The 22,803-nt window shown below is 60.8% G+C and carries 24 protein-coding genes; 12 read left to right on the forward strand and 12 right to left on the reverse strand.

The features are described from left to right. Positions 1–244 precede the first annotated feature (244 nt). Both AC0V8S_RS34370 and AC0V8S_RS34375 read left to right on the forward strand, forming a co-directional pair. The gene (locus tag AC0V8S_RS34370; protein ID WP_183456371.1) at positions 245–1,015 is read left to right on the forward strand and encodes an SDR family NAD(P)-dependent oxidoreductase; all 771 of its coding nucleotides are present in this window, start codon (positions 245–247) and stop codon (positions 1,013–1,015) included. A 46-nt stretch (positions 1,016–1,061) separates the two neighbouring features. Continuing rightward, positions 1,062–1,595 carry an HD domain-containing protein gene (locus AC0V8S_RS34375; RefSeq protein ID WP_183456369.1) on the forward strand — a complete coding sequence of 178 codons (534 nt, stop codon included), beginning with the start codon at positions 1,062–1,064 and terminating at the stop codon, positions 1,593–1,595. Positions 1,596–1,710: 115 nt separating this feature from the next. Here AC0V8S_RS34375 and AC0V8S_RS34380 read toward each other — a convergent pair whose 3' ends face one another. Then, positions 1,711–2,529 carry an alpha/beta fold hydrolase gene (locus tag AC0V8S_RS34380; protein WP_183456367.1) on the reverse strand — a complete coding sequence of 273 codons (819 nt, stop codon included), beginning with the start codon at positions 2,527–2,529 and terminating at the stop codon, positions 1,711–1,713. A gap of 190 nt (positions 2,530–2,719) precedes the next feature. Here AC0V8S_RS34380 and AC0V8S_RS34385 point away from each other — a divergent pair, with 190 nt between their 5' ends. From AC0V8S_RS34385 to AC0V8S_RS34405, 5 genes are all read left to right on the forward strand, one after another. Continuing rightward, positions 2,720–3,973 (forward strand): ABC transporter substrate-binding protein, encoded by a 1,254-nt coding sequence (locus tag AC0V8S_RS34385; protein ID WP_183456365.1) that lies wholly within the window; start codon positions 2,720–2,722, stop codon positions 3,971–3,973. Positions 3,974–3,976: 3 nt separating this feature from the next. After that, positions 3,977–4,714, forward strand: a complete 738-nt coding sequence (locus AC0V8S_RS34390; RefSeq protein WP_183456363.1) for an ABC transporter ATP-binding protein — start codon at positions 3,977–3,979, stop codon at positions 4,712–4,714. Next, complete coding sequence (locus tag AC0V8S_RS34395) at positions 4,711–5,424, forward strand: ABC transporter ATP-binding protein (RefSeq protein WP_475436067.1); 714 nt, start codon at positions 4,711–4,713, stop codon at positions 5,422–5,424. The genes AC0V8S_RS34390 and AC0V8S_RS34395 overlap by 4 nt, the downstream gene beginning before the upstream one ends. 112 nt (positions 5,425–5,536) lie before the next feature. After that, the gene (locus tag AC0V8S_RS34400) at positions 5,537–6,412 is read left to right on the forward strand and encodes a branched-chain amino acid ABC transporter permease (protein WP_475436069.1); all 876 of its coding nucleotides are present in this window, start codon (positions 5,537–5,539) and stop codon (positions 6,410–6,412) included. Further along, the gene (locus AC0V8S_RS34405; RefSeq protein WP_183456356.1) at positions 6,409–7,443 is read left to right on the forward strand and encodes a branched-chain amino acid ABC transporter permease; all 1,035 of its coding nucleotides are present in this window, start codon (positions 6,409–6,411) and stop codon (positions 7,441–7,443) included. The genes AC0V8S_RS34400 and AC0V8S_RS34405 overlap by 4 nt, the downstream gene beginning before the upstream one ends. Positions 7,444–7,467: 24 nt before the next feature. Here AC0V8S_RS34405 and AC0V8S_RS34410 read toward each other — a convergent pair whose 3' ends face one another. The 4 genes from AC0V8S_RS34410 to AC0V8S_RS34425 form a co-directional block, all read right to left on the reverse strand. Continuing rightward, positions 7,468–8,784 carry a M20 family metallopeptidase gene (locus AC0V8S_RS34410; RefSeq protein WP_475436071.1) on the reverse strand — a complete coding sequence of 439 codons (1,317 nt, stop codon included), beginning with the start codon at positions 8,782–8,784 and terminating at the stop codon, positions 7,468–7,470. Positions 8,785–8,825: 41 nt separating this feature from the next. After that, the gene (locus AC0V8S_RS34415; protein WP_183456354.1) at positions 8,826–9,731 is read right to left on the reverse strand and encodes a MurR/RpiR family transcriptional regulator; all 906 of its coding nucleotides are present in this window, start codon (positions 9,729–9,731) and stop codon (positions 8,826–8,828) included. A 187-nt stretch (positions 9,732–9,918) separates the two neighbouring features. Beyond that, entirely contained in the window at positions 9,919–11,565 is a 1,647-nt protein-coding gene (locus AC0V8S_RS34420) for a peptidoglycan L,D-endopeptidase MepK (RefSeq protein ID WP_475436073.1), read from the reverse strand. A gap of 213 nt (positions 11,566–11,778) precedes the next feature. Then, a complete protein-coding gene (locus tag AC0V8S_RS34425; protein WP_475436074.1) occupies positions 11,779–12,921 on the reverse strand; it encodes a hypothetical protein in 1,143 nt (380 codons plus the stop codon). Between the two features lie 427 nt (positions 12,922–13,348). Between AC0V8S_RS34425 and AC0V8S_RS34430 the strand changes: the two genes are divergently transcribed. From AC0V8S_RS34430 to AC0V8S_RS34440, 3 genes are all read left to right on the forward strand, one after another. Next, positions 13,349–14,395 carry an acyltransferase family protein gene (locus tag AC0V8S_RS34430; RefSeq protein WP_475436076.1) on the forward strand — a complete coding sequence of 349 codons (1,047 nt, stop codon included), beginning with the start codon at positions 13,349–13,351 and terminating at the stop codon, positions 14,393–14,395. A gap of 86 nt (positions 14,396–14,481) precedes the next feature. Next, on the forward strand, positions 14,482–14,664 hold the full coding sequence (locus AC0V8S_RS34435) for a hypothetical protein (RefSeq protein WP_475436078.1): 183 nt from the start codon (positions 14,482–14,484) through the stop codon (positions 14,662–14,664). Between the two features lie 75 nt (positions 14,665–14,739). Beyond that, a complete protein-coding gene (locus AC0V8S_RS34440) occupies positions 14,740–15,726 on the forward strand; it encodes a phosphatase PAP2 family protein (RefSeq protein ID WP_183456346.1) in 987 nt (328 codons plus the stop codon). 111 nt (positions 15,727–15,837) lie between these two features. On the opposite strand, the gene AC0V8S_RS34445 is transcribed toward AC0V8S_RS34440, so the two are convergent. Further along, positions 15,838–16,506 carry a methyltransferase family protein gene (locus tag AC0V8S_RS34445; protein ID WP_183456344.1) on the reverse strand — a complete coding sequence of 223 codons (669 nt, stop codon included), beginning with the start codon at positions 16,504–16,506 and terminating at the stop codon, positions 15,838–15,840. Between the two features lie 228 nt (positions 16,507–16,734). On the opposite strand from AC0V8S_RS34445, the gene AC0V8S_RS34450 reads away from it, so the two are divergent. After that, entirely contained in the window at positions 16,735–17,559 is an 825-nt protein-coding gene (locus AC0V8S_RS34450; protein ID WP_475436080.1) for a sterol desaturase family protein, read from the forward strand. A 43-nt stretch (positions 17,560–17,602) separates the two neighbouring features. Here the strand turns inward: AC0V8S_RS34450 and AC0V8S_RS34455 are convergent, their stop codons facing one another. The 6 genes from AC0V8S_RS34455 to AC0V8S_RS34480 form a co-directional block, all read right to left on the reverse strand. Further along, a complete protein-coding gene (locus tag AC0V8S_RS34455; protein ID WP_183456340.1) occupies positions 17,603–18,127 on the reverse strand; it encodes a prepilin peptidase in 525 nt (174 codons plus the stop codon). Between the two features lies 1 nt (position 18,128). Further along, positions 18,129–18,686 (reverse strand): tetratricopeptide repeat protein, encoded by a 558-nt coding sequence (locus AC0V8S_RS34460; RefSeq protein ID WP_475436082.1) that lies wholly within the window; start codon positions 18,684–18,686, stop codon positions 18,129–18,131. A gap of 53 nt (positions 18,687–18,739) precedes the next feature. Further along, the gene (locus AC0V8S_RS34465) at positions 18,740–19,696 is read right to left on the reverse strand and encodes a type II secretion system F family protein (protein ID WP_475436084.1); all 957 of its coding nucleotides are present in this window, start codon (positions 19,694–19,696) and stop codon (positions 18,740–18,742) included. An 8-nt stretch (positions 19,697–19,704) separates the two neighbouring features. Further along, complete coding sequence (locus AC0V8S_RS34470) at positions 19,705–20,205, reverse strand: type II secretion system F family protein (protein ID WP_475436085.1); 501 nt, start codon at positions 20,203–20,205, stop codon at positions 19,705–19,707. A gap of 92 nt (positions 20,206–20,297) precedes the next feature. Next, positions 20,298–20,675, reverse strand: a complete 378-nt coding sequence (locus AC0V8S_RS34475) for a hypothetical protein (RefSeq protein WP_475436087.1) — start codon at positions 20,673–20,675, stop codon at positions 20,298–20,300. Continuing rightward, positions 20,675–22,060, reverse strand: coding sequence for a CpaF family protein (locus tag AC0V8S_RS34480; protein WP_475436088.1), 1,386 nt, complete (start codon positions 22,058–22,060; stop codon positions 20,675–20,677). Before AC0V8S_RS34480 ends, AC0V8S_RS34475 begins: the two co-directional genes overlap by 1 nt. 540 nt (positions 22,061–22,600) lie before the next feature. On the opposite strand from AC0V8S_RS34480, the gene AC0V8S_RS34485 reads away from it, so the two are divergent. Continuing rightward, entirely contained in the window at positions 22,601–22,783 is a 183-nt protein-coding gene (locus AC0V8S_RS34485) for a Flp family type IVb pilin (RefSeq protein WP_183456330.1), read from the forward strand. The last annotated feature ends 20 nt before the right edge of the window (positions 22,784–22,803 follow it).

The following is a 22,803-nucleotide window of genomic DNA, read 5'->3' on the forward strand; positions in this document are numbered from 1 at the left end:
CTTTCGACTGCCCTTCGCCCAAACTGCATCGCCCACCCCGGAACCCGCAAGGTGCGATCTTACCTTGCGAGATGGCATCATGATGGCCGGCGCATGGCAAGTCCTGGGGTGAACGGTGTTCTTGTCGTGAGGCACGATGCCGGCTGGTTTTCATGCCGTGAGCAGGTAGTCTTCAGCAAAGCGGCCGTTCCCATGCGCGCACTGTGGACGGATTCGGCCCGAAAAGCTTTCAGGGGAGGTTGCGATGACGGACTTCACGCCAAAATTCGATCTGGCCGGCAAGGTGGTGCTGGTCACCGGCGCTTCGCGCGGCATTGGCCGCGCCTGTGCACTGGCTTGCGCCGGCTCCGGCGCCGACATGATCGTCGGCGTACGAAACAAGGCCGACGGCGCGGAGCTTGTCGCCGAGATCGAACGTATCGGCCGGCGGGCGCTTGCCGTGCGGATGGATGCGACCGATCTTGCCACGGTGCGCAAAGGTGTCGCCGACGCGCATGCCGCCTTCGGCCGCATCGACGTCCTGGTCAACAATGTCGGGCTCGGGCCGGAAAACCTGGCGGAGAACGTCACCGAGGAGGATTTCGACCTGACGGTGAACGTCAACCTCAAGGGCACGTTCTTCACCACCCAGGCGGTCGGAAAGCTGATGATCGCGCAAAAAGGCGGGCGCATCATCAACATCAGTTCTCAGGCCGGCACGGTGACGCTGAAGGGCGAGGCGATCTATTGCATGACCAAGGCGGCGATCAACCATCTGACGCGCTGCCTGGCCGCCGAGTGGGCGCAGCACGGGATCGCGGTCAACAGCGTGGCGCCGACCTTCATCTGGACCGATGGCACACGCCCCTCGCTCGCCGAACCGGATTTCCACGCGCATGTGCTCGGCCACATTCCGCTCGGACGCATTGGCGACCCGATCGATGTGGCGGGAACCGTGGTGTTCCTCGCCTCGCCGGCTGCGTCGCTGATCACCGGGGCGAATATTTTGGTCGACGGAGGCTGGTCGGTGGCTTAGGCCCGCTGCCGCCGATTTTTGGAAAGATATTTTCAGGAGGGGATTCTTGCCTAGCGATTTGGAGCGCCGTGCCCTTGCATTTGCCACCCAGGCGCATGAGTCGATCGACCAGCGGCGAAAATACACCAACGAACCCTATATTGTGCATCCCACCGCGGTCGCCGAGATCGTGCGTGGCGTGCCGCATACTGACGAAATGATCGCCGCGGCCTATCTGCACGATGTGGTGGAAGACACGCCGGTCACGATTGCCGAGATCGAAGTCGAATTCGGTCGCACGGTCGCCGAACTCGTCGGGTGGCTGACCGATGTGTCGGTGCCTTCCGACGGCAACCGTGCGGCACGCAAGGCCAGGGATTTGGCGCATACGGCAGCCGCGCCTGCGCAAGCCAAGACGATCAAGCTTGCCGATCTCATCGACAACACGCGCACCATTGAACGGTACGATCCCGGCTTCTGGCGCGTCTACCGCGTTGAAAAGATCCGACTGCTCGAGGTTCTGAAACAGGGCAATGCGACGCTGTGGCGGCGTGCCGCCGAACAATGTTCGATGCCGTCGGATAGTCCGGCAAAATCCTGACGGCTGCTCGCGCCTAGAGCGTTTCACCGTTTCACAGAAACGGCGAAACGCTCCAACTCTTTGTTTTGACGCAATTCCGAACGGAAAACCGCTTCACACTTTTCCTGGAATTGCTCTAGCTTTTGTCGACGCTTGCCAGGAAGCGAGCGAAGATCGGATCAAAACGGTCGGGCGAATCCCAGAACGGTGCATGGCCCGATCTGTCGAGCAGATGCGCCTTGCCTTCCCAAAGGTTGGAAAACTTCACCGCCGCGACGAAATCGGTGTTGACGAAGGGTTCGTCGATGCCGTTGAGCACGGCGATCGGCGGCGTCTTGCCGGCGACGATTTCGCGCTGGTTGCGGCCGGTGCCGGCCGCGAATTTTTCGAACATCAGGCGTCGCGCCCGTCCGTCGGTGCGCGCGACCGTGTCGATGAGGAACGGCTCGAACGGCTCGCCGCAGGTGCTGCGCGCATAGGCCTCGACATCGGCGGCGCTAAAGGTCTCCTGCCCGGCAAGGTGCATATGCGGGCTCGGCTTGAAGCCGTTGCCGACTTCCTCAGGCGCCACCGGCGGGGTGCCTGTAATCATCAGGCCGAGCAGGCCTGGAAAGCGGTCGATCATCTCCAATCCGATATGGCCGCCAAGCGACCAGCCAAAAACGATGGCCTTGCTGACACCAAGCAGGCCTAACACTTCAGTCATCGCATCGGCATAGCCCTCCATGCTGTAGGAGCGGTCCGGATCGATCGCATCGCCTGATGCCCCATGCCCCGGCAGATCGGCAGCGATGATGCGGTAGCGCTCGCCCAGCGGGCTCTCGAGCTGGTTGCGGAAAACGGCACTTGAAGACGAATTGCCGTGGACCAGCAGCACGGCGGTGCCTTTGCCGCCGGTCTCGCGAACGGCGATCTTGCCGTGGCTGGTTTCAAGGGTCTTCTGCGCGATCGTCATGGTCCGCTCCGTCTGGAATTGTCTTGTTTCAGTGCAGGTGCGCAGCAAAGCGCCACGGCTTTTACACCTTTGCGGGAATCGTCTTCCCGATCAGGTCGCGTTGAAAAATCCTTTTCAAATAAGAACAATTATGCGTAGATTGTCAATTATCCAACTCCCGATGAACGGGAGGAAAACAGGGAACAGCACGATGAGATCCAAATCCACCGCCACCAGAATCCGCCATATGCTGATGAGCACCGCGCTGATCGGCGCGTTTGCCGTATCCGCCGTTCCCGCCTTCGCCGATGTCGTCAAGATCGGCCTGCTGGCACCGATTACCGGACCTGCGGCGGCCGACGGCCAGGAATTCCAGCGCGGCGTGCAGATGGCGATCGACGAGGCAAACGCCGCCGGCGGCGTTGCCGGCAACACGTTCGAACTGGTGGTCGGCGACGTCAAGGATCAGTCGGCCGGCAACGTCACCAGCGCGGTCGAGCGCCTGCTTGGAGATCCCGGCGTGCAGTTCATGCTCACCGGCTATGCCAGCCTGACGAATTTCGAGATCGACAACATGGCCGAGGCGGAAATGCCTTACATGCTGGCGGCCACCTCGCAGCAGACCAGGGACATCATCGCGCCGTACCCGGACAAATACATGTGCTGCTGGTCGCTGACGCCGTCCTTCGACGCCTACAACACCGACGTCACCCTGTTCGTCGAGAAGCTCGCGGCCGACGGCAAGATCACCTTGCCGACCAAGAAGGTCGCCATCATCTCCTCCGACAACGCCTATTCCAAGACCATCTCGGAAGGCATGAAGAAGACCTTCAAGGAGAAGGGCTGGACCATCAGCGTCGACGAGATCGTTCCCTTCGGCGAAGTGACCGACTGGCGTTCGATCCTGGCCAAGGTGCGCGAGAATGTTCCTGACGTCGTCATCAACACCGACTATCTGCCGGGCAATTCGGCATCCTTCCTGAACCAGTTCCTCGAGCAGCCGACCAAGAGCCTGGTCTTTCTGCAATACGCGCCGAGCGTGCCGGAATTCGTCGAACTGACCGGCAAGAAATCGAACGGCGTCATCTACAATCTGCTCGGTGGCGCGCTGACCACGCCGAAGAACCCGCGCGCCGACGAGGTGGCGGCCAAGTTCAAGGCGAAATACGGCGTCGAGAGCGGCACCTACGGCGTCGGCCTCTACGAAATGACCAATGTCTATTTCGACGCGGTCAAGAAGGTCGGCGGCGCATCCGACCACGCAGCGATCATGAAGGCGCTGTCGGAGACCGACAAGCAGGTCGCCGAAGGCCGGCTGAAGTTCGACCCGGCCACGCATCTTGCCACGCAAGGCGACGACTATATCCCGATCACCTTCTTCCAGATCTGGGATGGCCAGCGCACGCTGATCTCGCCGGAGAAATATGCCACCGGCGCCTTCAAGCCACAGCCCTGGATGCAGTGAGGAATGGCCCTGCTTGAACTGGACGACGTCTCGAAGGCCTTCGGTTCGCTGAAGGCCGTCGACGGCGTGTCATTCAAGGTCGAGGCCGGCGAGATTTTTGGCATCGCCGGCCCGAACGGCAGCGGCAAGAGCACGCTGTTCAACATCATCACCGGCATCCCGTTCGGGCCCGACCGGGGCCGCATCCGCTTCGACGGGACCGCCATCAACGGCAAGTCAGGGCATGCCATCGCACGCCTCGGCCTTGCCCGCACCTTTCAGCGCGAGACCAGCTTCGATGGACTGACCGTGTTCGAAAACGCGCTGATCGGCGCCAGCTACGGCAAGCAGGAGAAAGCGGCAGCCGCCGCCCGCGATGTAGCGGCAGAAGCACTGGAGTTCGTCGGCCTGGGGTCCGCATCCTTCGGCCGGCTGGCCGGTGAACTGTCCGTCTTCGAGCGCAAATGCCTGATGCTTGCCACCGCGATCGCCATGCAGCCGCGCATGCTGTTGCTTGACGAACCGGCGTCAAGCCTGACCAAGCCGGAGATCGAGACGTCGATCGGGCTGATCCGCCGCATCGCCGAACGCGGCATCACCATCCTCCTGATCGAGCATGTGCTGACCTTCCTGATGAGCCTGTCGCAGCACCTTTTGGTGCTCAACAATGGCCGCGTGCTCGCCGCCGGCAAACCGGCTGATGTGATCGCCGACCCGCGCGTCATCGAGGCTTATTTGGGAACACGGAGGGCCGTGGCGTGAGTCCCATTCTTACCGTCGAAGGCGTCACCGCCGGCTACGGCCGCGTCACCGTGCTGCACGACATTTCACTGGAGGCCGGCCGCTTCGGCAATGTCGGCCTGTTCGGCCCCAATGGCCATGGCAAGACGACGCTGCTGCGGGCGATCTCCGGGCTGCTGCAGCTGAAGAGCGGCCGCATCCTGTTCGATGGGCAGGACATTGCCGGCCGAAGCGCTCGCGCCATTGTCAGTACCGGGCTGATCCATGTGCCGCAAGGCAACCGGCTGTTTCCCGATCTCTCCATCGCCGACTGCATGGCGCTCGGCGCCTATTCGGCACGTGCCCGCCCGCATGAGGCTGAGAACCGCGAGAAAGTGATCAAGCTGTTTCCCAAACTGGCGGAGCGCTGGCGCCAGCGCGTGCGCACGCTGTCGGGCGGCGAGCGCCAGATGGTGTCGATCGGCACAGCGCTGATGAGCCATCCGCGCCTGCTGATCCTCGATGAACCGACGCTTGGGCTGGCGCCCAAGATCAAGGATGAGCTCTGCGCCTCGGTCATGGACATTTCGCGCGGCGGCGTGCCGCTCATCGTCGTCGAGCAGGATATCGAATTCCTGCTCGAGCTGACGCAGCAACTCTACCTCGTCAACCACGGCGCGGTGGCGACCGAGATCAAGCCGGGCGAAAGCCTCGACCACGGCGAGATCATGTCGATGTATTTTGGTCACTAGAGCGGGATGCATTTGAATTGAAACTGGCATCCCGCTCTAGCGATTTGTTTCAGCCGCATTTCTGCGACGCCAAGCGATGCCGCTTGGCTGCAAAATGCTCGAGGATCCGAGAATGAGCGCATTGGCGGAAATCCTGTTCGGCGGCCTGTTCCAGGGTTCGCTCTACGCCATGATGGCAGTCGGGCTGGCCCTGGTCTGGACGACGATCGGCGTGTTCAATTTCAGCCATGGCGTGTTCATGATGCTGGGAGCCTACATCGCCTGGCAGCTGGTCGAACTCGGCCTGCCGGCGGCCGTTGCCTTTCCGGTCGCCGTCGTCGTCATGGCCGGCGTCGGCTGGATCCTGCAGGCGAGCGTCGTGCGGCCGCTGATCGGCCGGCCCAACATCGTTCTGGTCGTCGTCATCACCACGCTTGCCGCCGGATCGCTGATCGAGAACGGCGCCCTGACCATCTGGGGGCCGCGCTCGAAGCAGATCCCGGCGCTGATCGACGGCAACGCCATCATCGGCGGCGTCGGCGTCTCGCTGCACCAGATCGCCATCATCGTCATCACGCCGCTGATCCTGGCGGCACTGTGGATGTTCCTCAACCGCACTCGGCTTGGGCTGGCGCTGCGCGCCGTGGCGCAAAACGAGGATGCCAGCCATCTGGTCGGCCTCAACGTCACCGCGCTCTATGGGCTGGCCTTCGCCATCGCCACTTCACTGGCGGGGCTCGCCGGCATCTTCATGGGCGGCTATCGTTTCATGTCGCCGGTCATGGGCAGCGACCCGCTGCTCAAGGCGCTGATCGTCGTGGTCTTCGGCGGCATATCGAGCATATCGGGACCGATCTTCGCCGCCTATCTGATCGGCTTCTTCGAGGCCGCCTGCAGCTACTATTTCGGCCTCTACTGGACGCCGGCATTGCTGTTCGGCGTGCTGATCCTGACCCTGATGGTACGCCCCGAGGGCATTTTCGCCAGCCGCTCACGAGGCCTCGCATGACCGACACGACCTCGACGATGGCACCAATCCGCACAGCGGCGGCAATTCCGATCGCGCCCGGCCGCACGCCGTGGAAGCATGAGGCCGTCGGCTTCGTGCTCGGCTTCGCCGTGCTGGCGCTGCTGCCGCTGGTCTTCGGCGACACCTATGCCCGCCACATCCTGATCATGGCCTTCATCTACGCCATCGTCGCCTCGAACTGGGACCTCAGCCTCGGCTATGGCGGCGTCTTCAATTTCGGTCATCTGGCGCTGTTCGGCATCGGCGTCTATGCCTACAGCCTGCTGACCAAGCTGGCCGGCCTCGACCCCTGGATCGCACTGTTCGCCAGCGGCATCGTCGCGACGCTTGCGGCGATCCTGGTGACCATCCCGATCCTGCGGCTGAAAGGCATCTACATCATCCTGGTGACGTTCGGCTTCGCGCAGCTGGTGATGCAGGTGATCCTCAGCCAGTCCGACATCACCGGCGGCACGCAAGGCATCGTGCGCATCCCCGGCCTCTACTGGCTCGATCACAACATGGTCCGCGACGCCAAGTTCGCCTATTTCTACATCGCGCTGGCGCTGCTGGTGGCAAGCACGCTGTTCCTGCGCGTGTTCGTACGCTCGCGCGCCGGCGCCAGCATCGTGGCGTTGCGCGACAATGAGGAGTACGCCATCAGCCGTGGCGTCTCGATCGTGCGCCAACGCATGCTGACGCTGGCGGCCAGCGCCTTCTTCACCGGCGTTGCCGGCGCCTTCTACGCCGCCTACCAGCGCAATGCCTCGATCGACGTCTTCGGCATGAGCCTCGCCACCATCATCCTGTCGATGGTACTGCTAGGCGGCACCAGCACGATCTACGGCGCCATCATCGCCTCTTTCGTGCTGACGATCTTTGCCGAGTGGATGGCCGATTTCGGCGCATGGCGCCCGATGATCACGGCGGTGCTGATCATCGGCGTGATGCTGGCCTATCCGAGCGGGCTGGCCGGCATGATCAAGGCTGCATGGGGCGTTGTCGCCGGGCGGATCAAACGCCCGGCCTGACCGTTTTCGAAACGCAACTCCGCCTTAGCGGACGCCGCACCAGTCGATGACGGATGCCGCGATGACCTTGGCGGTCTCGACGACAGACTCGACCTCGACATATTCGTTGGCGCCATGGAACCCGTCGCCCGATGGGCCGAAGATGACACCGTCGACGCCCGCACCGGCATAGTGGGCGGCGTCGCAGACGGCGACGAAGCCGCGTGCCTCAGGCGCCTTGCCGATCGCGGCCTTGCGCTTCATCAGCGACGTCACCAGCGGGTGGTCGACGGACGTGTTCATCGGCGGGAAATGCAGCCCGCCGAGCTCCCACTGGATGGTCGGCGGGTTGTCACGCAGCCAGGCGTCGGTCTGCGCGAAATGATGGACGAACGCCTCGAAGTCGCGGCGATAGTCGGCCGAGTTCTCATCCGGCAGGAATTTCATGTCGAGGTCGAGCACGGCGACATCGGGGATGATGGCCGGGTTGGTCATCACCGTCGGCAGGCCGTGCTCGCCAAGACCGGTGCCGCCATGCACGACGCCGATATTGATGGTGTTCATGCCGAGCGGCAGCAGCGGATGGGACTTCGCCCGGGTCCGGTCCAGCTCGTACTGACGGACGGCGGCAATGAAGCGCGCCGCGATCTCGATCGCGTTGACGCCCGGCTTCAGCCGGTCCTTGTCGTGGCGCTGCGGATAGATCTCGTTGTAGCGCAGCGCCGAATGCGCGTTGCGGCCACGGATCGTCACCCGCGCCCATTCAAGCCCGCCCTCGACCGGCAGGACATCGCCCCAGGTCGGCTCGGCGACAAGGACCGCCTTGGCGAGCTTGCCCTTCTTGACCGCATCTATGGCGCCGAAGCCGCCGGCCTCCTCGTCGACGACGGAGTGGATCGCCAGCCGGCCTTGCAGCGTGATGCCGGCCTTTTTGATCGCACGCGCGGCGGCAACGCAAGCCGCGACGCCGCCCTTCATGTCGACCGCACCGCGGCCATAGAGCCGGCCATTGGTGATCTCGCCGCCGAACGGATCGACGGACCAGTCCTTCATCTCGCCGACCGGCACGACATCGATATGTCCACACAAGATCAGGCTGCGGTCCTCGTTTCCGGCCCATTCGCCGACCAGATTGGGCCGGCCGGGCAAGGCATCCCACTGTTCGGTGCGAAAGCCGTCCTGCTTGAGGATCGGTTCGAGCAGCGCCTGGACATCCGCCTCGCGGTTGATCGCTGGATTGGGCTCGAATTTGGGATTGACCGAGGGGATGCGGACCATGTCGCGGGTCAGCCCGATCAGCCAGTCTCGGTCGACCTCGATCCCGGCCTGCACGGCGTCGATGATGGTCTGGGTATCAGGCATGATTGTTCCTTCCTCGCATCGCCGCATCGGGCGTATCGACGCTATTTCCTTGGGGTTTTGGGTTTGGCGGTTTCGTTGTCGGCTGGCGACAGGGCGGCATCGAGCGTGACGGCATTGGTGCTGCGGATCTTCTCGATGTCCTCGATGCGCTTGCGCACCCCGGCGCCATGGCCCTCCAGCGCATGAGCAAAGACGGTTTCCATCTGGGCGACGGCGGTCGCCAGCGTGTCGAAGGGCGAATTGGCGTCGATCGCCGCGACCATGGTCAGGTCGGCGACCTCTGATATCGGCGACAGCCACACGTCGGTGAACAACAGGATGGAGACGCCGCGTTCATGCGCCTGTTGGGCAAAGCGCACAACATCCGACTGGTAGCGCCGGTAGTCGAAGACGACGAGAAGGTCGCGTTTGCCGAGGTCGATCAGCAGGTCGAAATCGGCGGGGCTCAGCGAACCGATGTCGCGCACGCCGGAGCGGAACTGCAGGAGGTAACCAGCAAGCATGGAGGCGATATGCCGGCTGAAACGGCCACCCAGCAGCACGACCTGGCCCTTGGTCTCGAGCAGCAAATTGACTGCGCGCGTATAGGCTTGCAGCGGCACCGCCGTGCGCGTGCGCTCCAGACTGTCGGAAACCGAATGGAAATAGGCGAGTGCCGTGCCTTCGCTGGAGCCGCCCGGACGCTTGGCCTCCATCATCAAAAGCGGCGAGTGCAGCCTGGATTCGACCTCGGTGAGCAGGCGCGCCTGGAAATCGGCGAAGCCGACATAGCCGAGCTTGGTCATCAGCCTTGTCACGCTCGGATCGCTGACCCCGGCGCGGCGCGCCAGCCGAGTCGCTGTACCCAGCCCCGACATCGGATAATCGGCAAGCAGAACCTGAACGATCTTTTCTTCCGCCGAGGTGAACGCCAAGGTGGTGTTGGCCAGTTCTTCGCGGATCGACATAGTCATCGCCTCTCGCTGACGGAAAGACGATTATCTTACAATTTCATGCACGATTGTCAAATTTGGAAAATACTTTACAGAGCTGTATGGAAGGTTTCAGCGTGGGTTGCGCAACAGGAGCACAACTCTAGCCATCCTTATCATACAACACATTTCTGCACTGGATCGAATGCAGGCGTTCGCGCCCCTATTTGAAGCTGGCGATGGGCAGGAATTTCACCGCGGAGCCGGTGAAGCGGCGGTGATCGGACGTCTGTCCTCGCGGCCGGAATCCATCGAGATAGACCTGCTCCGGCGCTGTACGGATGAAATTGGTGGCTATGACAGGCGCCGCTGCCGACCCGATTGCGCCGGCAATGCCGCGACCTGTCTCAAGCAACCGGCCAGGTGACGTCACGAGCACAATCATGGCGGTGGCTTCGGGATCGAGACGTGGCTGGACACGATCGGCCTTGGGGCTGGTCCTGACACGATCTTCGGGTTTTGATGCAGGGACTGCAATCCGCTGAGCGGCGGAATCATCGAGGCCGTCATCGGGGTGATGCATGGCCAGCAAGGCAGCGACGGCGTCGCCAGACTTGGCTGATTCCGGCTGACGCGCCGGGCTTGTCTGGCCTTGCGGCCGCCATGTCGGCAAGGGGATGTTGAGTGCCACCATGTCCGGCGCAGCGCTCGCGGTAGCGGCATCCGCTTTGCCCAAGGGGATTTCGGCATTGGCAGCCACCGGCTTGGTCGCGGAGAGTTCGGCCTGCGCCGTGGATGCGCTGGCGATCGCGAACGGTGCTGTTTGCGGGGTCGGGATGCTGGCCGTGGTGACGGCGCGCGGGGCGAAGGCCGGCAACGGCACCGTGTCAGGCGCCATCGCCATGACGATCGCTTCGGGCGTCTTGCTCTTTTGCTCGGCGAGCGGTTCTTCAGCCGTACCAGCGGAAGCCACCTGGATGTCCGCGCGCTGGGCTGCCTCCGGCGGCACGATCGCTATGCCCTGCGCGGCCGGCTTGGGTTCGATGGACTTGGCCGGTTTGCTCGGCGCCGGCGCCGCGACATCATCCGACTCGTCCGAGCCGCCACCCAAAAGCGTCGCCAGCAGGCCACGCGACTTGCGTTGGCCGCCATCGGCGCTTGCCAGCTCGATATTGGGCGTGCCGGCGGCCTTGCGCGATTTGTAGGCGGCAAGCGCCTGATCATAGCCTGGCAGCGGTCTGCCGTCGCTCGGCACATGCAGTGTGTTGCCGTTCGGGAAAACCTTGGCGAGTTCCTGGCGGCTAATGCCCGGCCAGTGCCGCACATTGCCGACGTCCATGTGAATGAAAGGCGAACCGGAGGTCGGGTAATAGCCGACCCCGCCGCCCTGCATCTTGAGGCCGATGTCGCGCAGCTTCTTCAGCGGCACGTCCGGCAGGAAGAAATCCATGGCGCGGCCAACCATATGCTGGCTTTCCCGCGCCACGCCCTTCGAGCGGCTGCGCAGCATGGCGTTCGTCGCCGGCGAGCGATAGGCGCTGACGACATGGATATAGGACGTCGAGCCGCTGGCGCGATAAGCCTGCCAGACGAGGTCGAGCAGGCGCGGATCCATCCTGGTCGGCTCGTTGCGGCGCCAGTCGCGCAGCATGAAATTGATCTTTTTCAGTCCGGCCTGATCGTAGCGCCCGTTGCGCTTGAAAATGATCTCGGCCTTCTCGCCCGTATGCAGATGCTGGATCTTCAAGGCGCGCGTCTCGGCGGACGCACTCGTGACGCACAGGCAGAAAAACGCGACGACAATGGCCGGCAACCATGTCCAACGATGGGAAGCGCCGGGCGCGTTCTGTTCGCTTTCGATCACATTCATGCCTTGCACATTGTTTCTGTTTCGGACGATTTGACGTCGTCGCCGGCTGCGGAGCTTTCTTTTCCGAGCGCTCGACTGGACAAGCAGGCTGTTCCAGGCAGACGGGCATCCGTCCGACAAACTCGTCCTGTCGATGAACAGCATCTTGGTTAACGAATCGTTTTCGCGTGGGAAATGGGCCTTCCCTGCCCGAAATGCGTTCAACCGATCGCTTCAGCGGAACAGATATTTCGAGACTTCCGGATTGCCGCGCCGCCACATCACATTGTCCAGGAAGTAGTGGTGCACGTTGATGAAGATCCAGGCGATGAAGAGGAAAAGCGACGAGCCGAGCACGGCCTTGTCGTAGGGAACCATGGCCGTCAGCGCCATCGGCACCAGCCAGAAACCGAGCGCTCCGAGAATTCCGCCGAAGACGACAAACGCCAGCACGCGCAGCCTGTACACCGGTCCAAGCGTGGACAGGACCTTCGGTCCCAACCGCTCGACGGCATCGGCTCGATCGCGCTCGACATTGGTCTGGTAGCGCCAGACCACGGCCAGATACTGCAACGAATGCATCGCCGGCACCACGAGCAGCCAGAGCGGGTTCAGCGTCACGAACAGGATCCAGGCGTAAAGCGACACGACGTAGGCGACGACGCCGTTATAGGGCAGCGCGCCACCATGCTTGCGCCAGCGGTTGATGAACATCACGGCGGTGGCCGCCGAGGAGGCGGCCGCGACCGACATGGCGATGGTGATAAGCCATGGCGGGACCGCGAAGGTGTAGTAGTCCAAACCCCAGAACTGCCTTTGCGTGATCACCACATTGGTCTGAAGCCAGGCGAACAGCCAAACTGCATAGCCGTTGAACAGCAACACCTTCTTGTCCTGATCGCTGAAGAATTTGCGCTTCAGCACGGCGTCCACCATCAGCATGCCGTAGCCTTGCTTGACGTAGTGCCAGCCCACGAAAAAGCCCATCGCGTTGGTTGCGTTACCCAGCAGGCGGGCGTTCCCCGTCAGCGCGCCATAGGCAAAGAAGGCAATCATGGCCAACGGGACGACAATGCCCGCCAAGATATAGCGGATCTGGAGGCTGCGGCTGTACCCCTCGCCGCGCACCTTGCGCGCGAAATTGCGATAGAAGATCTGGTAGGAATGACCGAAATGCGGCTGGTTTATGAGATGTGAGAGCAAGAACATCGTCAGCGTCAGGGCAGCTTCGTATCTCAGAGGCACAAAATACAGGACCGGCAGGATGACAAGAGCGCTTCCGCCAAGCATGAAAAAATCGATGAACGGGCCAAAGAGATATTTTTGCGGAGCGGCCGCGACCGAGGCCGGGGCATCTGCCGAAAGGTGAAGTGCCATATTACCTTCCCCTGTGATCGTTTATCTAGCCATCGACGCTCTACTGAATGAGGTCTTACGCAACTCGTGACGACAGAATGGGCTTTCGGTTGGCCTGCGGCGAGCGTTTCACCACGCATCCTGCACGGCCCCTATGATCGGGTCCCCAGCACCAAAGCATATCCATCAATCCCGTAATGCCAAGCCGGATGGACCACAGCCAACTGAATTATGATCAGGAAGGCGGCGCCAACTTCCTCTGGCGCCATGCCTCTGGCGGGGCCAATAAGCCTCGACGACCGGTCGCATGATGGGCGCGGTCCCCCAGAAGGCGGTCGCAAGCATTAACCGCTTGGAAACCATCGCCTTGCACGGCGGCCGAAGTGATGGTTCATTAGCGCGGGCTGAAATGGCATTCCTTGAGGCAGATCCTGAGGACATTCACCGATTGTCTGATCGACGGCCTAATCTGGCCGGTTCGAGTGGCGCGGTTGCTGCTATGATCTGGTCGCTGCAGATCCTTCGCTTCGTCGCGGCGCTGCTGGTGGTCTACGTCCATTCGGCCGAGATCGCGGCCGTCGCGACAGGATCGAACGGACTGCTGCCGCAAGATGTGCAGCTTGTCGGCCGCGCCGGCGTCGACATCTTCTTCGTCATCTCGGGCGTCATTATCACGCGGATAGCGGCAGGTTTGAGCTGGCGCGGGTTCGCCTGGCGGCGTTGGCGGCGCATCGTGCCGATCTACTTCCTGGTCTGTATCCCTACGCTGCTGATCGCGGCGAAGACGGGCTTCGGCTGGCGCAGCGTCGTCGCCACGTTCCTTTTTTGGCCGGCAACCGACGTCATGACCGAGCCGCTTTTGCCGGTCGCGTGGACGCTGTGTTTCGAGATGCTGTTCTATGCAGCCGCGACCCTGGTCCTCTGGAATCGCCGATCGATTTACGTGCTGATCGGCCTCTATGGTGCGGCAATGCTGCTCCGCCCCTTAGGCCCGGTGTTCCAGTTCCTTGGCAACCCCATCATCCTCGAATTTCTGATGGGCGTCGCCATCGCCAATGCGCCGATGCGGTGGGTTGGCCTCTTGGGCATCCCGCTCGGCGCCGTCGCGCTCGTCATGGCCGGTCCGCTCGGAATAGCGCCCGGCGGCGGCACGCTCGATTTCCTCATTGGGACCGACGGCTTCCGGCGCGTACTCGTCTATGGCCTACCCGCGGCGCTGATCGTCTATGGAACGATGCAGATCAAGGCGAAGCCGGGCATCTGGACCGAGCAAGGCGACGCATCCTACTCGCTCTACCTCACACACACGCTGATCGCCTCGGCGATGCTGCCGCTGTGGATGGCCTACCCGATTCAGCCGGATCTCATCATCCTGGTCACCACGGCGGCCTGCGTGCTTTTCGGCTGGCGCATCCACATCAGATTTGAGAAGCCGCTTCTGGCGATGTTCAATCGCTTCGTGGTCACAGATCCAGTCGTCACGGCCCGAAGCTGATCGCGCCAGCATCGTTATTATCGGAATATGGAAGGCACGAGCATCGGGGTTGCCTGCCGGTAGGCGTCGTATTCGGGGAAAGCCGCTTGCAGGACCTTCTCCTCGTTGATCAGTCGCCGATATTGGAAGGCGAGTTCAGTCGCGCCGATCGCAACTGTGATCCATGTCGGATTACGCAGAACAAGGCCGAGCAGAACGATCGCTTCGCAGGCATAGAGTGGGTGCCGCACGATGCGGTGGCCAGCCTCTTCCGCCGTCAGTTCATTTAAGAACTACTTCGCTTGCGGGCCGGTTTTGCAGTTCGCTGAAATTTCGAATATTGTCTGCCCCAAGAGAGGTAGGGGATGCTGGCTTTCGAAGCTCCGGTGGTACGTCGCTACGCGCGAATTATCGGCCTGTCGATCTCGGCGTTTGTTCTGGCCGATTTTCTCTGCCTATCAGTCAGCAACATCACGATCGATGCCTATAATGGTGTCGAACTGATCATCGCTTGTTCGATCGCCGGCGCTTACTGGGGTGCGGGAAAATTTTCTGCCCTAATGGCAAACCGAAGCCAGTCTCGACTTTCCCGAATGTGGAGGAGGGCTGGAGCTACCTTCGAAAACATCGCCATCTTCATGGCGGTATTCATCCCGATGTCGATTGTCAGTTGCCTGTTCATGTACCTTGCCGCATCGACAACCAGACCTCGGCTCGATTGGCTGCTCGTCGCCGGAGACAAGGCACTTGGCTTCGAATGGCTCTCGACGCTCGGCTACGCCAATTCGTACCCGAAGGTCGCAGCAGTTCTGGTGTTCTGCTACGCGGCGCTCACCTATCAGTTGCCGGTGGTGGTGCTCTGGCATGCCGTCACAAACCAGCGGCACCGGCTGCTGGAGTTCACCGCGATCCTGTTTGCATCGTCGGTGTTGACCGCGATCATCATGGCCGCCGTCCCGGTGGACGGCCCCTACCTCTATTTCCACCCGGCGCCTTCGCTATTCAACCATTTCACGAATGCCGGCCTGTCCCATGCTGCAACGGTCGATGCGCTGCGCTCCGGGGCGCCTTTCGACTTCCTGATCTCCAACACAGTTGGGATCACGTGCTTTCCCTCATTCCACACCACTCTTGGGATCATCATCGCCTATGCCATGCGAAGGACGCCCTTGCTGATCCCAATTGCCCTGGTTAATGCGATTATGATTGTCTCGACAGTGCCGGAAGGCGGCCACTACCTAGTGGACGTCATCGGTGGAGGTGTAGTCGCGGTCATAGCCATCGTCAGCGTCACCATGTTCTCTAGTGCAGACCAGCAAGAATTGGCTCAAAGGATCACGATCCGAAGCTGATCGCGCCAGCCCTCACCGAGAAGACCACCATGATGATGACCCCGGTCGTCGTCTATGCAATGCTGGCGGTCGAACATCGGCGCCCTTGGGGCGCGCAAATAGCCGCTTGATCTATGACTGCCCGGAAACCGCTGCCCCCGTACGAAAGAACCGCGGCAGAAGCATGGGAACGCGCCGAGCATATTCGTCATATTCAGGGAACGTCTCTCGAAGGATACCTTCCTCGTTCCTGGCGCGCCGGTACTGCAGAAGAAATTGGACCGCGCCTAACGCCACCATCAGCACTGAAAAATGCGAAAGGATCATTCCGAGAATGAATGTCGCCTCGCAAATGTAAAGGGGATGGCGAACAATGGAATATGGGCCAGAGGTAACCAGCTGCCGGGCCGTAGCCATGATGGAGAAAGAGCGGCCGAGCCAGTAGAGGCAAAACACCGAGCTGGCCATGCCGATGAAAATCAAGCCGAGCGCCACCATCTGCACGGTCCCGTTTTCCAATGCCGGGGTCAGAAACATTGCAACGATGATCATGAACGTTCCGGCTACAGAGGTGACCCTTGGTCCGATTCCCTGCGCGGTTCCTTTTGGCGGGAGACGGCCGACCGTCAGGGAAACCTGCAGGGTTGATGATACGGTAGCCAAGACTTGGTTGACGATGGCCAGCGAATTTGCCGACACGTTTTGATGGAAATAGGAAAACAGCGGAATCGCGCTGAGAACCGCCAGGACCGTCATGATACAGACGATCGCGATACGGCCGAGAAAATCTTCATTCAGCATTTTGCCAACCCTGCAAAGCGGCACTGAAGCATCCCTTGGTCGCGCCGACAAGTAAATGCTTTCCAAAGCGTTAACGGCCAACTGGCCGTTGGTCGAGATGAGTGACCAAAGTTATCAAAGTCTCTCGGCTGGAAGGTCATGGCGCACCGGTTAACTGTTTGGAAACCATTACCTTGTGTGACGGACCGCGAAGTGGTTCACTCCTCCTCTGGTAAATGACATTGGGAGATGGAGCCGATGGACCTCTTTGGTCTGCAATCGTTGCTCATTTGTGCCCTGATCTTCGTACCGCTGGAGCACATCCTCGCCCTGCGGACGCAACAAAAGATATTCCGCAAGGGTATCGGCACCGATGTGATCTACGCAGTCGTCAATGGTGCGTTCCTCAAGATCTGCATTAGCCTTATGGCAGCGGCGGCAATGAGTGCCTCGGCGTCTTTGGTGCCGGAGAGGGTAACAACGACAGTGGGCGGTCAGGCAACTTGGCTCCAGGTCGTAGAGATCGTCATCTTGGCCGATCTCGGCGTCTACGCCTCGCATCGGGCGTTTCATGCTATCCCGGCGCTCTGGAGATTCCACGCGATCCATCACGGCATCGAGGAGTTGGACTGGATGGTTGCTTTCCGGGCGCACCCGGTGGACCAGATCATCACCAAGGCGGTCTCGCTTGTGCCCATATTCTTTCTGGGATTTTCGTCGGCAGCCATCGCCGTATACTTTGTCATCGCTACGGGGCATGCGCTGCTTCTGCACGCCAACGTCAGGATGAACTTCGGGCCGCTCAAATGGCTGATCGCAACGCCGCAATTCCACCATTGGCATCATGCGGATCAACGCGATGCCTATGACAAGAACTTCGCCAGTCACTTAGCCATCATCGATGCGCTGTTCGGCACGTTTCATGTTCCAGACTCCAAAATGCCCGTGAAATATGGAGTCGATGAACCGATCCCGACGGACTATATCGGCCAGCACGGCTACCCGTTCGTGCGTGGCACTCAACAACGCCGGGATACGGCGGATACCATCGCAAAGCCGGCAACCGAGAGATAAGCCAGGCGAAGTAGCGCATCGGCAGCCCAGCGCCCGTCGGTTATCACATCAATAGAGAGCCAGGCACCACAAAGCCGTATGCGACCTGCAAGGCGATCATGCAGATCGATGCCACCGCAATCGGTACGCCAAACGGAACAACACCTTTGCGGTCAAGGTGTTGAACGTAGAGGCGGAAGGCGCCTTGCGGCAGTAACAGTGGATTTTTCACGATCATGGCCGTGACGAGGGCGAAAACCAGCAGCAAGATGGAAAACCCGACGAGATCATTTCCGCCGACCAGAAACGGCACGACTGCCATCAGCTTGACATCTCCGGCGCCGACCTTTCGCAGCACCCAAAACGGAAAGAGCGCCACGAACAGCACAAGCGCGGCGATGGCGCTCAAACCCATATCCCACCACGATCCGGACTGGAGCGACAAAAGCAGTAGCGACCCTGCCCCCAGGCAGAGCAGCAGCAATGCGTCGCGATTGGCTATCTTCTGTGTCGTGAAATCCAGCCACGCAATCCTTGCGAGCAAGGGTATGGCGAGTGCTTTCAGCAGCAGCACTTCGACAAGCAACATGCTAGCGCTCGATGTTCTGCACGCTGGATGACAGTAGTTTCAGATTGTTGGCCACGGTCGGATCGTTGGGCGCCAGCTCATAGGCCTTGAGGAAACTGCTGCGTGCGTCCTGCAGCTTGCCGCGCAGCAAATAGGAGTAGCCGATATTGTTGTAATATTCGGGCGATGCGCCAACCAGCTTGAAGGCCCTGCTATAGGCCCGGTCGGCAAGGTCGAAGCGGTGGATGCGATCGCACGAAGCGGCCAGCCCCATCCAGGCGCCGCCATCATTGGGCGCCAGTTGCGTCGCCTTAAAGAACAAGGCGCCGGCATTGCCGTAATTTTCCGCCCGGAACTGGTTCGTGGCTTCGGCCACAGCCTGGTCCGAGGCGTAATATTCGACGTTACCGACCGTTTTCAGCCCGTCGAAGGCATCGCCAAAGGCCGTCACGTCGCCTTTCGACGGCTCATTGGTGCGCACGACACCGTCGGTGGCGTCCGCACCATTCGTTTGGCAACCGGCAAGCGCCATCAACAGACTGGTTGCGGCTACAGTTGCGAGGCGCATTGGCCCTGTCATTTTGTCTCCCAAGAGCCCTCCGACTCCGTTTTAGAACCAAAGCATATAAACATTTAGAAGAAAACGCCTTTCATACGGATGAGCACAGGCAACATGACGACCATCATCACGACCGGAAAGATGCAGAGGCCCAGCGGGATCATCATCTTGACCGGCAAGGCGTTGGCGCGTTCTTCGGCGTTCATAATTCTCTGGTTGCGCATTTCGTCGCTGTAAATGCGCAGGGCGTCGGTAAGACTGGTGCCCAGCTCTTCCGATTGGCGAAACAGGACGGCCAAGGCGCGCGCCTCGTCAAGCCCGATGCGGTCGGCAAGCTCGCGCAGTGCCTCGCGCAACGGTTTGCCCGCACGCAATTGCAGGGTCACGATCGACAGCTGAATGCCCAGCCATTTGTGGGTACCGGCCAATTCGGCGCCCACGCGCTCCACGGCCGCCTCGAGACTCATGCCCGCGTCAGCGCAGGTGATCATCATGTCCATGAAATCGGGAAAGCCGCGCCGATAGACCTGCTTTTGCCCGCTCTCGAAGCGGTCAAGAGCAATGCTGGGAATGACAAGGCAGCCAAGTCCGATCAAGGCTGAACCTGCAAACGCCACGAACCCCGGCAATTGCGGCGGCAACACGCGCGATAGAACTGCGTAACAGGCCAGGAAGCCGACACAGACGGCGCCGAGGCGAGAGAGCGTGTAAATGACCGGCGCGCTCGATTGATAGAAGCCCGCCCGGAACAGTTTCGCTTCCAGGGCATTTGGCTCACCGCGTTCTTTTTCCAGGCTGCGGAAATAGGCGTCGACAGGCCGCTGCGCGGAAATCCTATTGAGTTCCTGCTGGGCATAGAGCGATCGGCGACTGGTGATTCCCTCGGATAAAAGCGTTTGCGCAACCAGCTTTCTCGTCTGGAACACCGGGATAAGGACAAAGGCGGCCAACAAGAAAAGCGCCACTGCCGCCAGGAAAACGGCGAGAGAGAGCAGCGTGGCCGAATTGCCTAGATTGGTAAACACGTCCATGCCCGCCGCTAGAAATCGAAGTTGACCATTCGGTACATTATGAAGTCGCCCAGCAGTGCCCACGACCCAAAGATCACGAACACCGGCATGATGATCGGACTACCCCAGACGTCACCGTAAAAATTCGGCGCGAGGACTGACAGCACCCCAAGCATCACAAGTGGAAATAGCGAGATTATCCAGGCGGACATGCGGCCTTCCGCGGAAAGCGCCTTGATCTTCATTCGCAATTTCCGGCGCTCGCGCAATACCGACGACAGGTTTGAGAGTATTTCGGTGAGATTGCCGCCGGTCTTGGCCTGGATGGAGAGCGATACCGAAAGCAGATGCAGGCCTTCGAAACCGACCCGCTCCGACAGTTTTCGAACAGCCTGCTCCAGACTGAGGCCAAAACTGATTTCGTCGGAAACGATGCCGAATTCAGTGCCGAGCGGATCGGGCATTTCACGCGCGACAAGCCCTATCGCAACGGTGGTTGGGTGACCGGCGCGCAGAGATCGTACGATCATATCGAGTGCATCGGGAAGCTGGAGCGCGAATTTATTGATGCGCTTGTTCCGAGCCCTTCGCAAAACGAGAACCGGCAGAGCAAATCCGACAATCAAGAAGGCGATGATGGCGACAATGACGGACAGGTGCAGAAGCAATGCCAGAGGAGCGCCAGCACGAGGCCGGCGAGCAGGAATACAGCCAGGAAAGCGAGTGGATTGCCGGTGATGCCGGATTGCGTGTAGAGCCGGTTGAGCGCGATTGCGCCGAAAATGAAGTCGCCCGACGCCGTCAGCCCGCGTTCCTGCAGCAGTCCCTGCAAACTCTGCTCGGCTGGCTTTTCTTCTCCCAGCCGCAGCAAGCGTCGATTTATGATGCCTGCCCGCGCTCGGCGCCCGGCGATTGAAAGAAAGAAGGACTCAGCGGCGAGAATGACCGACGCCGCCGCCAGCACATAGATGAAGTAGAGGAGGGTCTGACCGGTCGGCATCAGAGCGGGACCTGCGGGTTGAAAGCGTCTTTTGCGAAATGGTGCCCCATCGCCGCGGCTTCGGTGGCAAAGCGCGGCCGAACACCGGTGGCGCGAAAATCACCGACTATGGCACCATCGGCGCGGACATCGCGGCGGACGAAGTGATAGATTTCCTGAAGCTGGACGACATTACCTTCCATGCCGGTCAGCTCCGATATGGAGGTGACTCGCCGGCCGCCGTCCGAGAGACGCTGGGTCTGCACGATGATGTCGATGGCCGAAGCGATCTGCGCGCGAATGGAATCATTGGTCATCGGCATGCCGGCCATGCCGACCATCTGCTCGAGCCGCGAGATCGCATCGCGCGGCGTGTTGGCGTGGATGGTGGTCATCGAGCCTTCATGGCCGGTGTTCATGGCCTGCAGCATGTCGAAGGCTTCCTCGCCGCGAACCTCGCCGACGATGATGCGGTCCGGCCGCATGCGCAGTGCGTTCTTCAGCAATTCGCGCTGGCGGACCTCGCCCTTGCCCTCGACATTGGGCGGACGCGTCTCCAGCCGGCCGACATGCGGCTGCTGCAATTGCAGTTCGGCCGCATCCTCGATGGTGATCAGACGCTCTTTCGAGGGGATGTAGCTCGACAACGCGTTGAGCAAGGTCGTCTTGCCGCTGCCGGTGCCGCCGGAAACCAGGATCGATTTGCGCGACTGCACGGCGATGCGCAGCAGATCGACCATCGGCTGTCGGATCGAGTTGAACGCCATCAGGCGTTCGAGCGAATAAGGATTCTTCGAGAATTTGCGGATCGAAACCAGCGGGCCGTCGACCGAGATCGGCCGGACAGCAATGTTGACGCGTGAGCCGTCCGCGAGCCGGGCATCGACCATCGGCGCCGATTCGTCGACGCGCCGGCCGATCGCCGAGACGATCTTGTTGATGACGCGCAGCAGGTGCGCCTCGTCGCGGAAGCGGATCGCGGTCTCCTCGATCACGCCATATCGCTCGATGAAGACCCTCTTGTGCGTATTAATCAGAATGTCGGCGATGGAATCATCCTTGAGCAACGGCTCGATCGGCCCCAGGCCGAGCATCTCGTCAGCGGTGTCACTGGTCAGCTGGTCGAGTTCGCGCGCGTTCAGCGGAACGTTGCGACCGCGCACGAACTCGCGCACGATGGGACGGATTTCGTTCAGGATCTCGTCCTTCGACGCGGTTTCGAGCGACGCGAGGTTGAACCGATCAATGAGATGTCGATGCAGATCGACTTTCAGCGCCAGGAACTCGTCGCCATGTGGTTCGAAATCGGCGACAGGCAGGGCGCCGTTGGCAACCGGGAGGACCGCGATCGGCTCCACCCTCGGCTCGACCCGCGCCTCGCCACCCTTGATGAATCGCCCCAGCATAATCCCTTATACCCCCTCCAGCGCATATTAGTTGAAACTAAACGTTAACCAAGCGCCGCACAAGCGCAAGGACGCCTCACGCCCGGGCAATACTTTCAACATAGTTAAGAAGCGGCGTGAAAAAATATCGTTTTTATTTCGGTTCGCTCCGCTGCCGGACGTGGGAGGCGCACTAAGCTATGTAGCGCCCTGCGCCTTGCGTGCCCCCGATCTCGGAAACCCGCTCCATAATTGGCTATAAACCCTTAGATATAAAGGAATATGCCATATAGCTAAAATAGGGATAGCTAAATTAGCAGCGTATCACAATTGTGAATGAATGGTTAAGAACGCTTGAAAAATTAGACGAATCAAGCTCTTGCTGATTTTTGACGGCACGCTGAACTCGAAAGTTCATGTATTGGAAAGTTAAGGAACCATTAATCCCGTTTGACTCCGCAATTTCTCGGGACCTAGGATCGAGATGACGGGGGATGCTGGGTATGGGGTACATCCTTAGCTCTGTCTCGTCGGGTTCAAACTCCAAAGGGAGAAATTGACATGAAGAAGCTCATGACGATGACCCGGCAGTTCCGCGATGACGAAAACGGCGCTGCCATGGTCGAGTACACGGTACTGCTCGGCATCATCACGGTAGCGGTGATCGCCACCGTGATTCTGGTCGGCACCTGGGTCGCCGGCAGATGGACCGCGCTGAATACGGCCCTTGCTGCAGCAGCGTAATTCACTGGCGGGCCCGACCC

Source organism: Mesorhizobium oxytropidicola (assembly GCF_056174625.1).

Bases quoted from the DNA above. Each gene is read 5' to 3' on its own strand.
- AC0V8S_RS34410 (WP_475436071.1), bottom strand. From the start codon at position 8,784: ATGCCTGATACCCAGACCATCATCGACGCCGTGCAGGCCGGGATCGAG.
- AC0V8S_RS34450 (WP_475436080.1), top strand. From the start codon at position 16,735: ATGGAGCCGATGGACCTCTTTGGTCTGCAATCGTTGCTCATTTGTGCC.
- AC0V8S_RS34425 (WP_475436074.1), bottom strand. From the start codon at position 12,921: ATGGCACTTCACCTTTCGGCAGATGCCCCGGCCTCGGTCGCGGCCGCT.
- AC0V8S_RS34380 (WP_183456367.1), bottom strand. From the start codon at position 2,529: ATGACGATCGCGCAGAAGACCCTTGAAACCAGCCACGGCAAGATCGCC.
- AC0V8S_RS34390 (WP_183456363.1), top strand. From the start codon at position 3,977: ATGGCCCTGCTTGAACTGGACGACGTCTCGAAGGCCTTCGGTTCGCTG.
- AC0V8S_RS34440 (WP_183456346.1), top strand. From the start codon at position 14,740: ATGCTGGCTTTCGAAGCTCCGGTGGTACGTCGCTACGCGCGAATTATC.
- AC0V8S_RS34465 (WP_475436084.1), bottom strand. From the start codon at position 19,696: ATGGACGTGTTTACCAATCTAGGCAATTCGGCCACGCTGCTCTCTCTC.
- AC0V8S_RS34400 (WP_475436069.1), top strand. From the start codon at position 5,537: ATGAGCGCATTGGCGGAAATCCTGTTCGGCGGCCTGTTCCAGGGTTCG.
- AC0V8S_RS34485 (WP_183456330.1), top strand. From the start codon at position 22,601: ATGAAGAAGCTCATGACGATGACCCGGCAGTTCCGCGATGACGAAAAC.
- AC0V8S_RS34475 (WP_475436087.1), bottom strand. From the start codon at position 20,675: ATGCCGACCGGTCAGACCCTCCTCTACTTCATCTATGTGCTGGCGGCG.
- AC0V8S_RS34385 (WP_183456365.1), top strand. From the start codon at position 2,720: ATGAGATCCAAATCCACCGCCACCAGAATCCGCCATATGCTGATGAGC.
- AC0V8S_RS34445 (WP_183456344.1), bottom strand. From the start codon at position 16,506: ATGCTGAATGAAGATTTTCTCGGCCGTATCGCGATCGTCTGTATCATG.
- AC0V8S_RS34415 (WP_183456354.1), bottom strand. From the start codon at position 9,731: ATGTCGATCCGCGAAGAACTGGCCAACACCACCTTGGCGTTCACCTCG.
- AC0V8S_RS34455 (WP_183456340.1), bottom strand. From the start codon at position 18,127: ATGTTGCTTGTCGAAGTGCTGCTGCTGAAAGCACTCGCCATACCCTTG.
- AC0V8S_RS34405 (WP_183456356.1), top strand. From the start codon at position 6,409: ATGACCGACACGACCTCGACGATGGCACCAATCCGCACAGCGGCGGCA.
- AC0V8S_RS34480 (WP_475436088.1), bottom strand. From the start codon at position 22,060: ATGCTGGGGCGATTCATCAAGGGTGGCGAGGCGCGGGTCGAGCCGAGG.
- AC0V8S_RS34370 (WP_183456371.1), top strand. From the start codon at position 245: ATGACGGACTTCACGCCAAAATTCGATCTGGCCGGCAAGGTGGTGCTG.
- AC0V8S_RS34420 (WP_475436073.1), bottom strand. From the start codon at position 11,565: ATGAATGTGATCGAAAGCGAACAGAACGCGCCCGGCGCTTCCCATCGT.
- AC0V8S_RS34470 (WP_475436085.1), bottom strand. From the start codon at position 20,205: ATGATCGTACGATCTCTGCGCGCCGGTCACCCAACCACCGTTGCGATA.
- AC0V8S_RS34460 (WP_475436082.1), bottom strand. From the start codon at position 18,686: ATGACAGGGCCAATGCGCCTCGCAACTGTAGCCGCAACCAGTCTGTTG.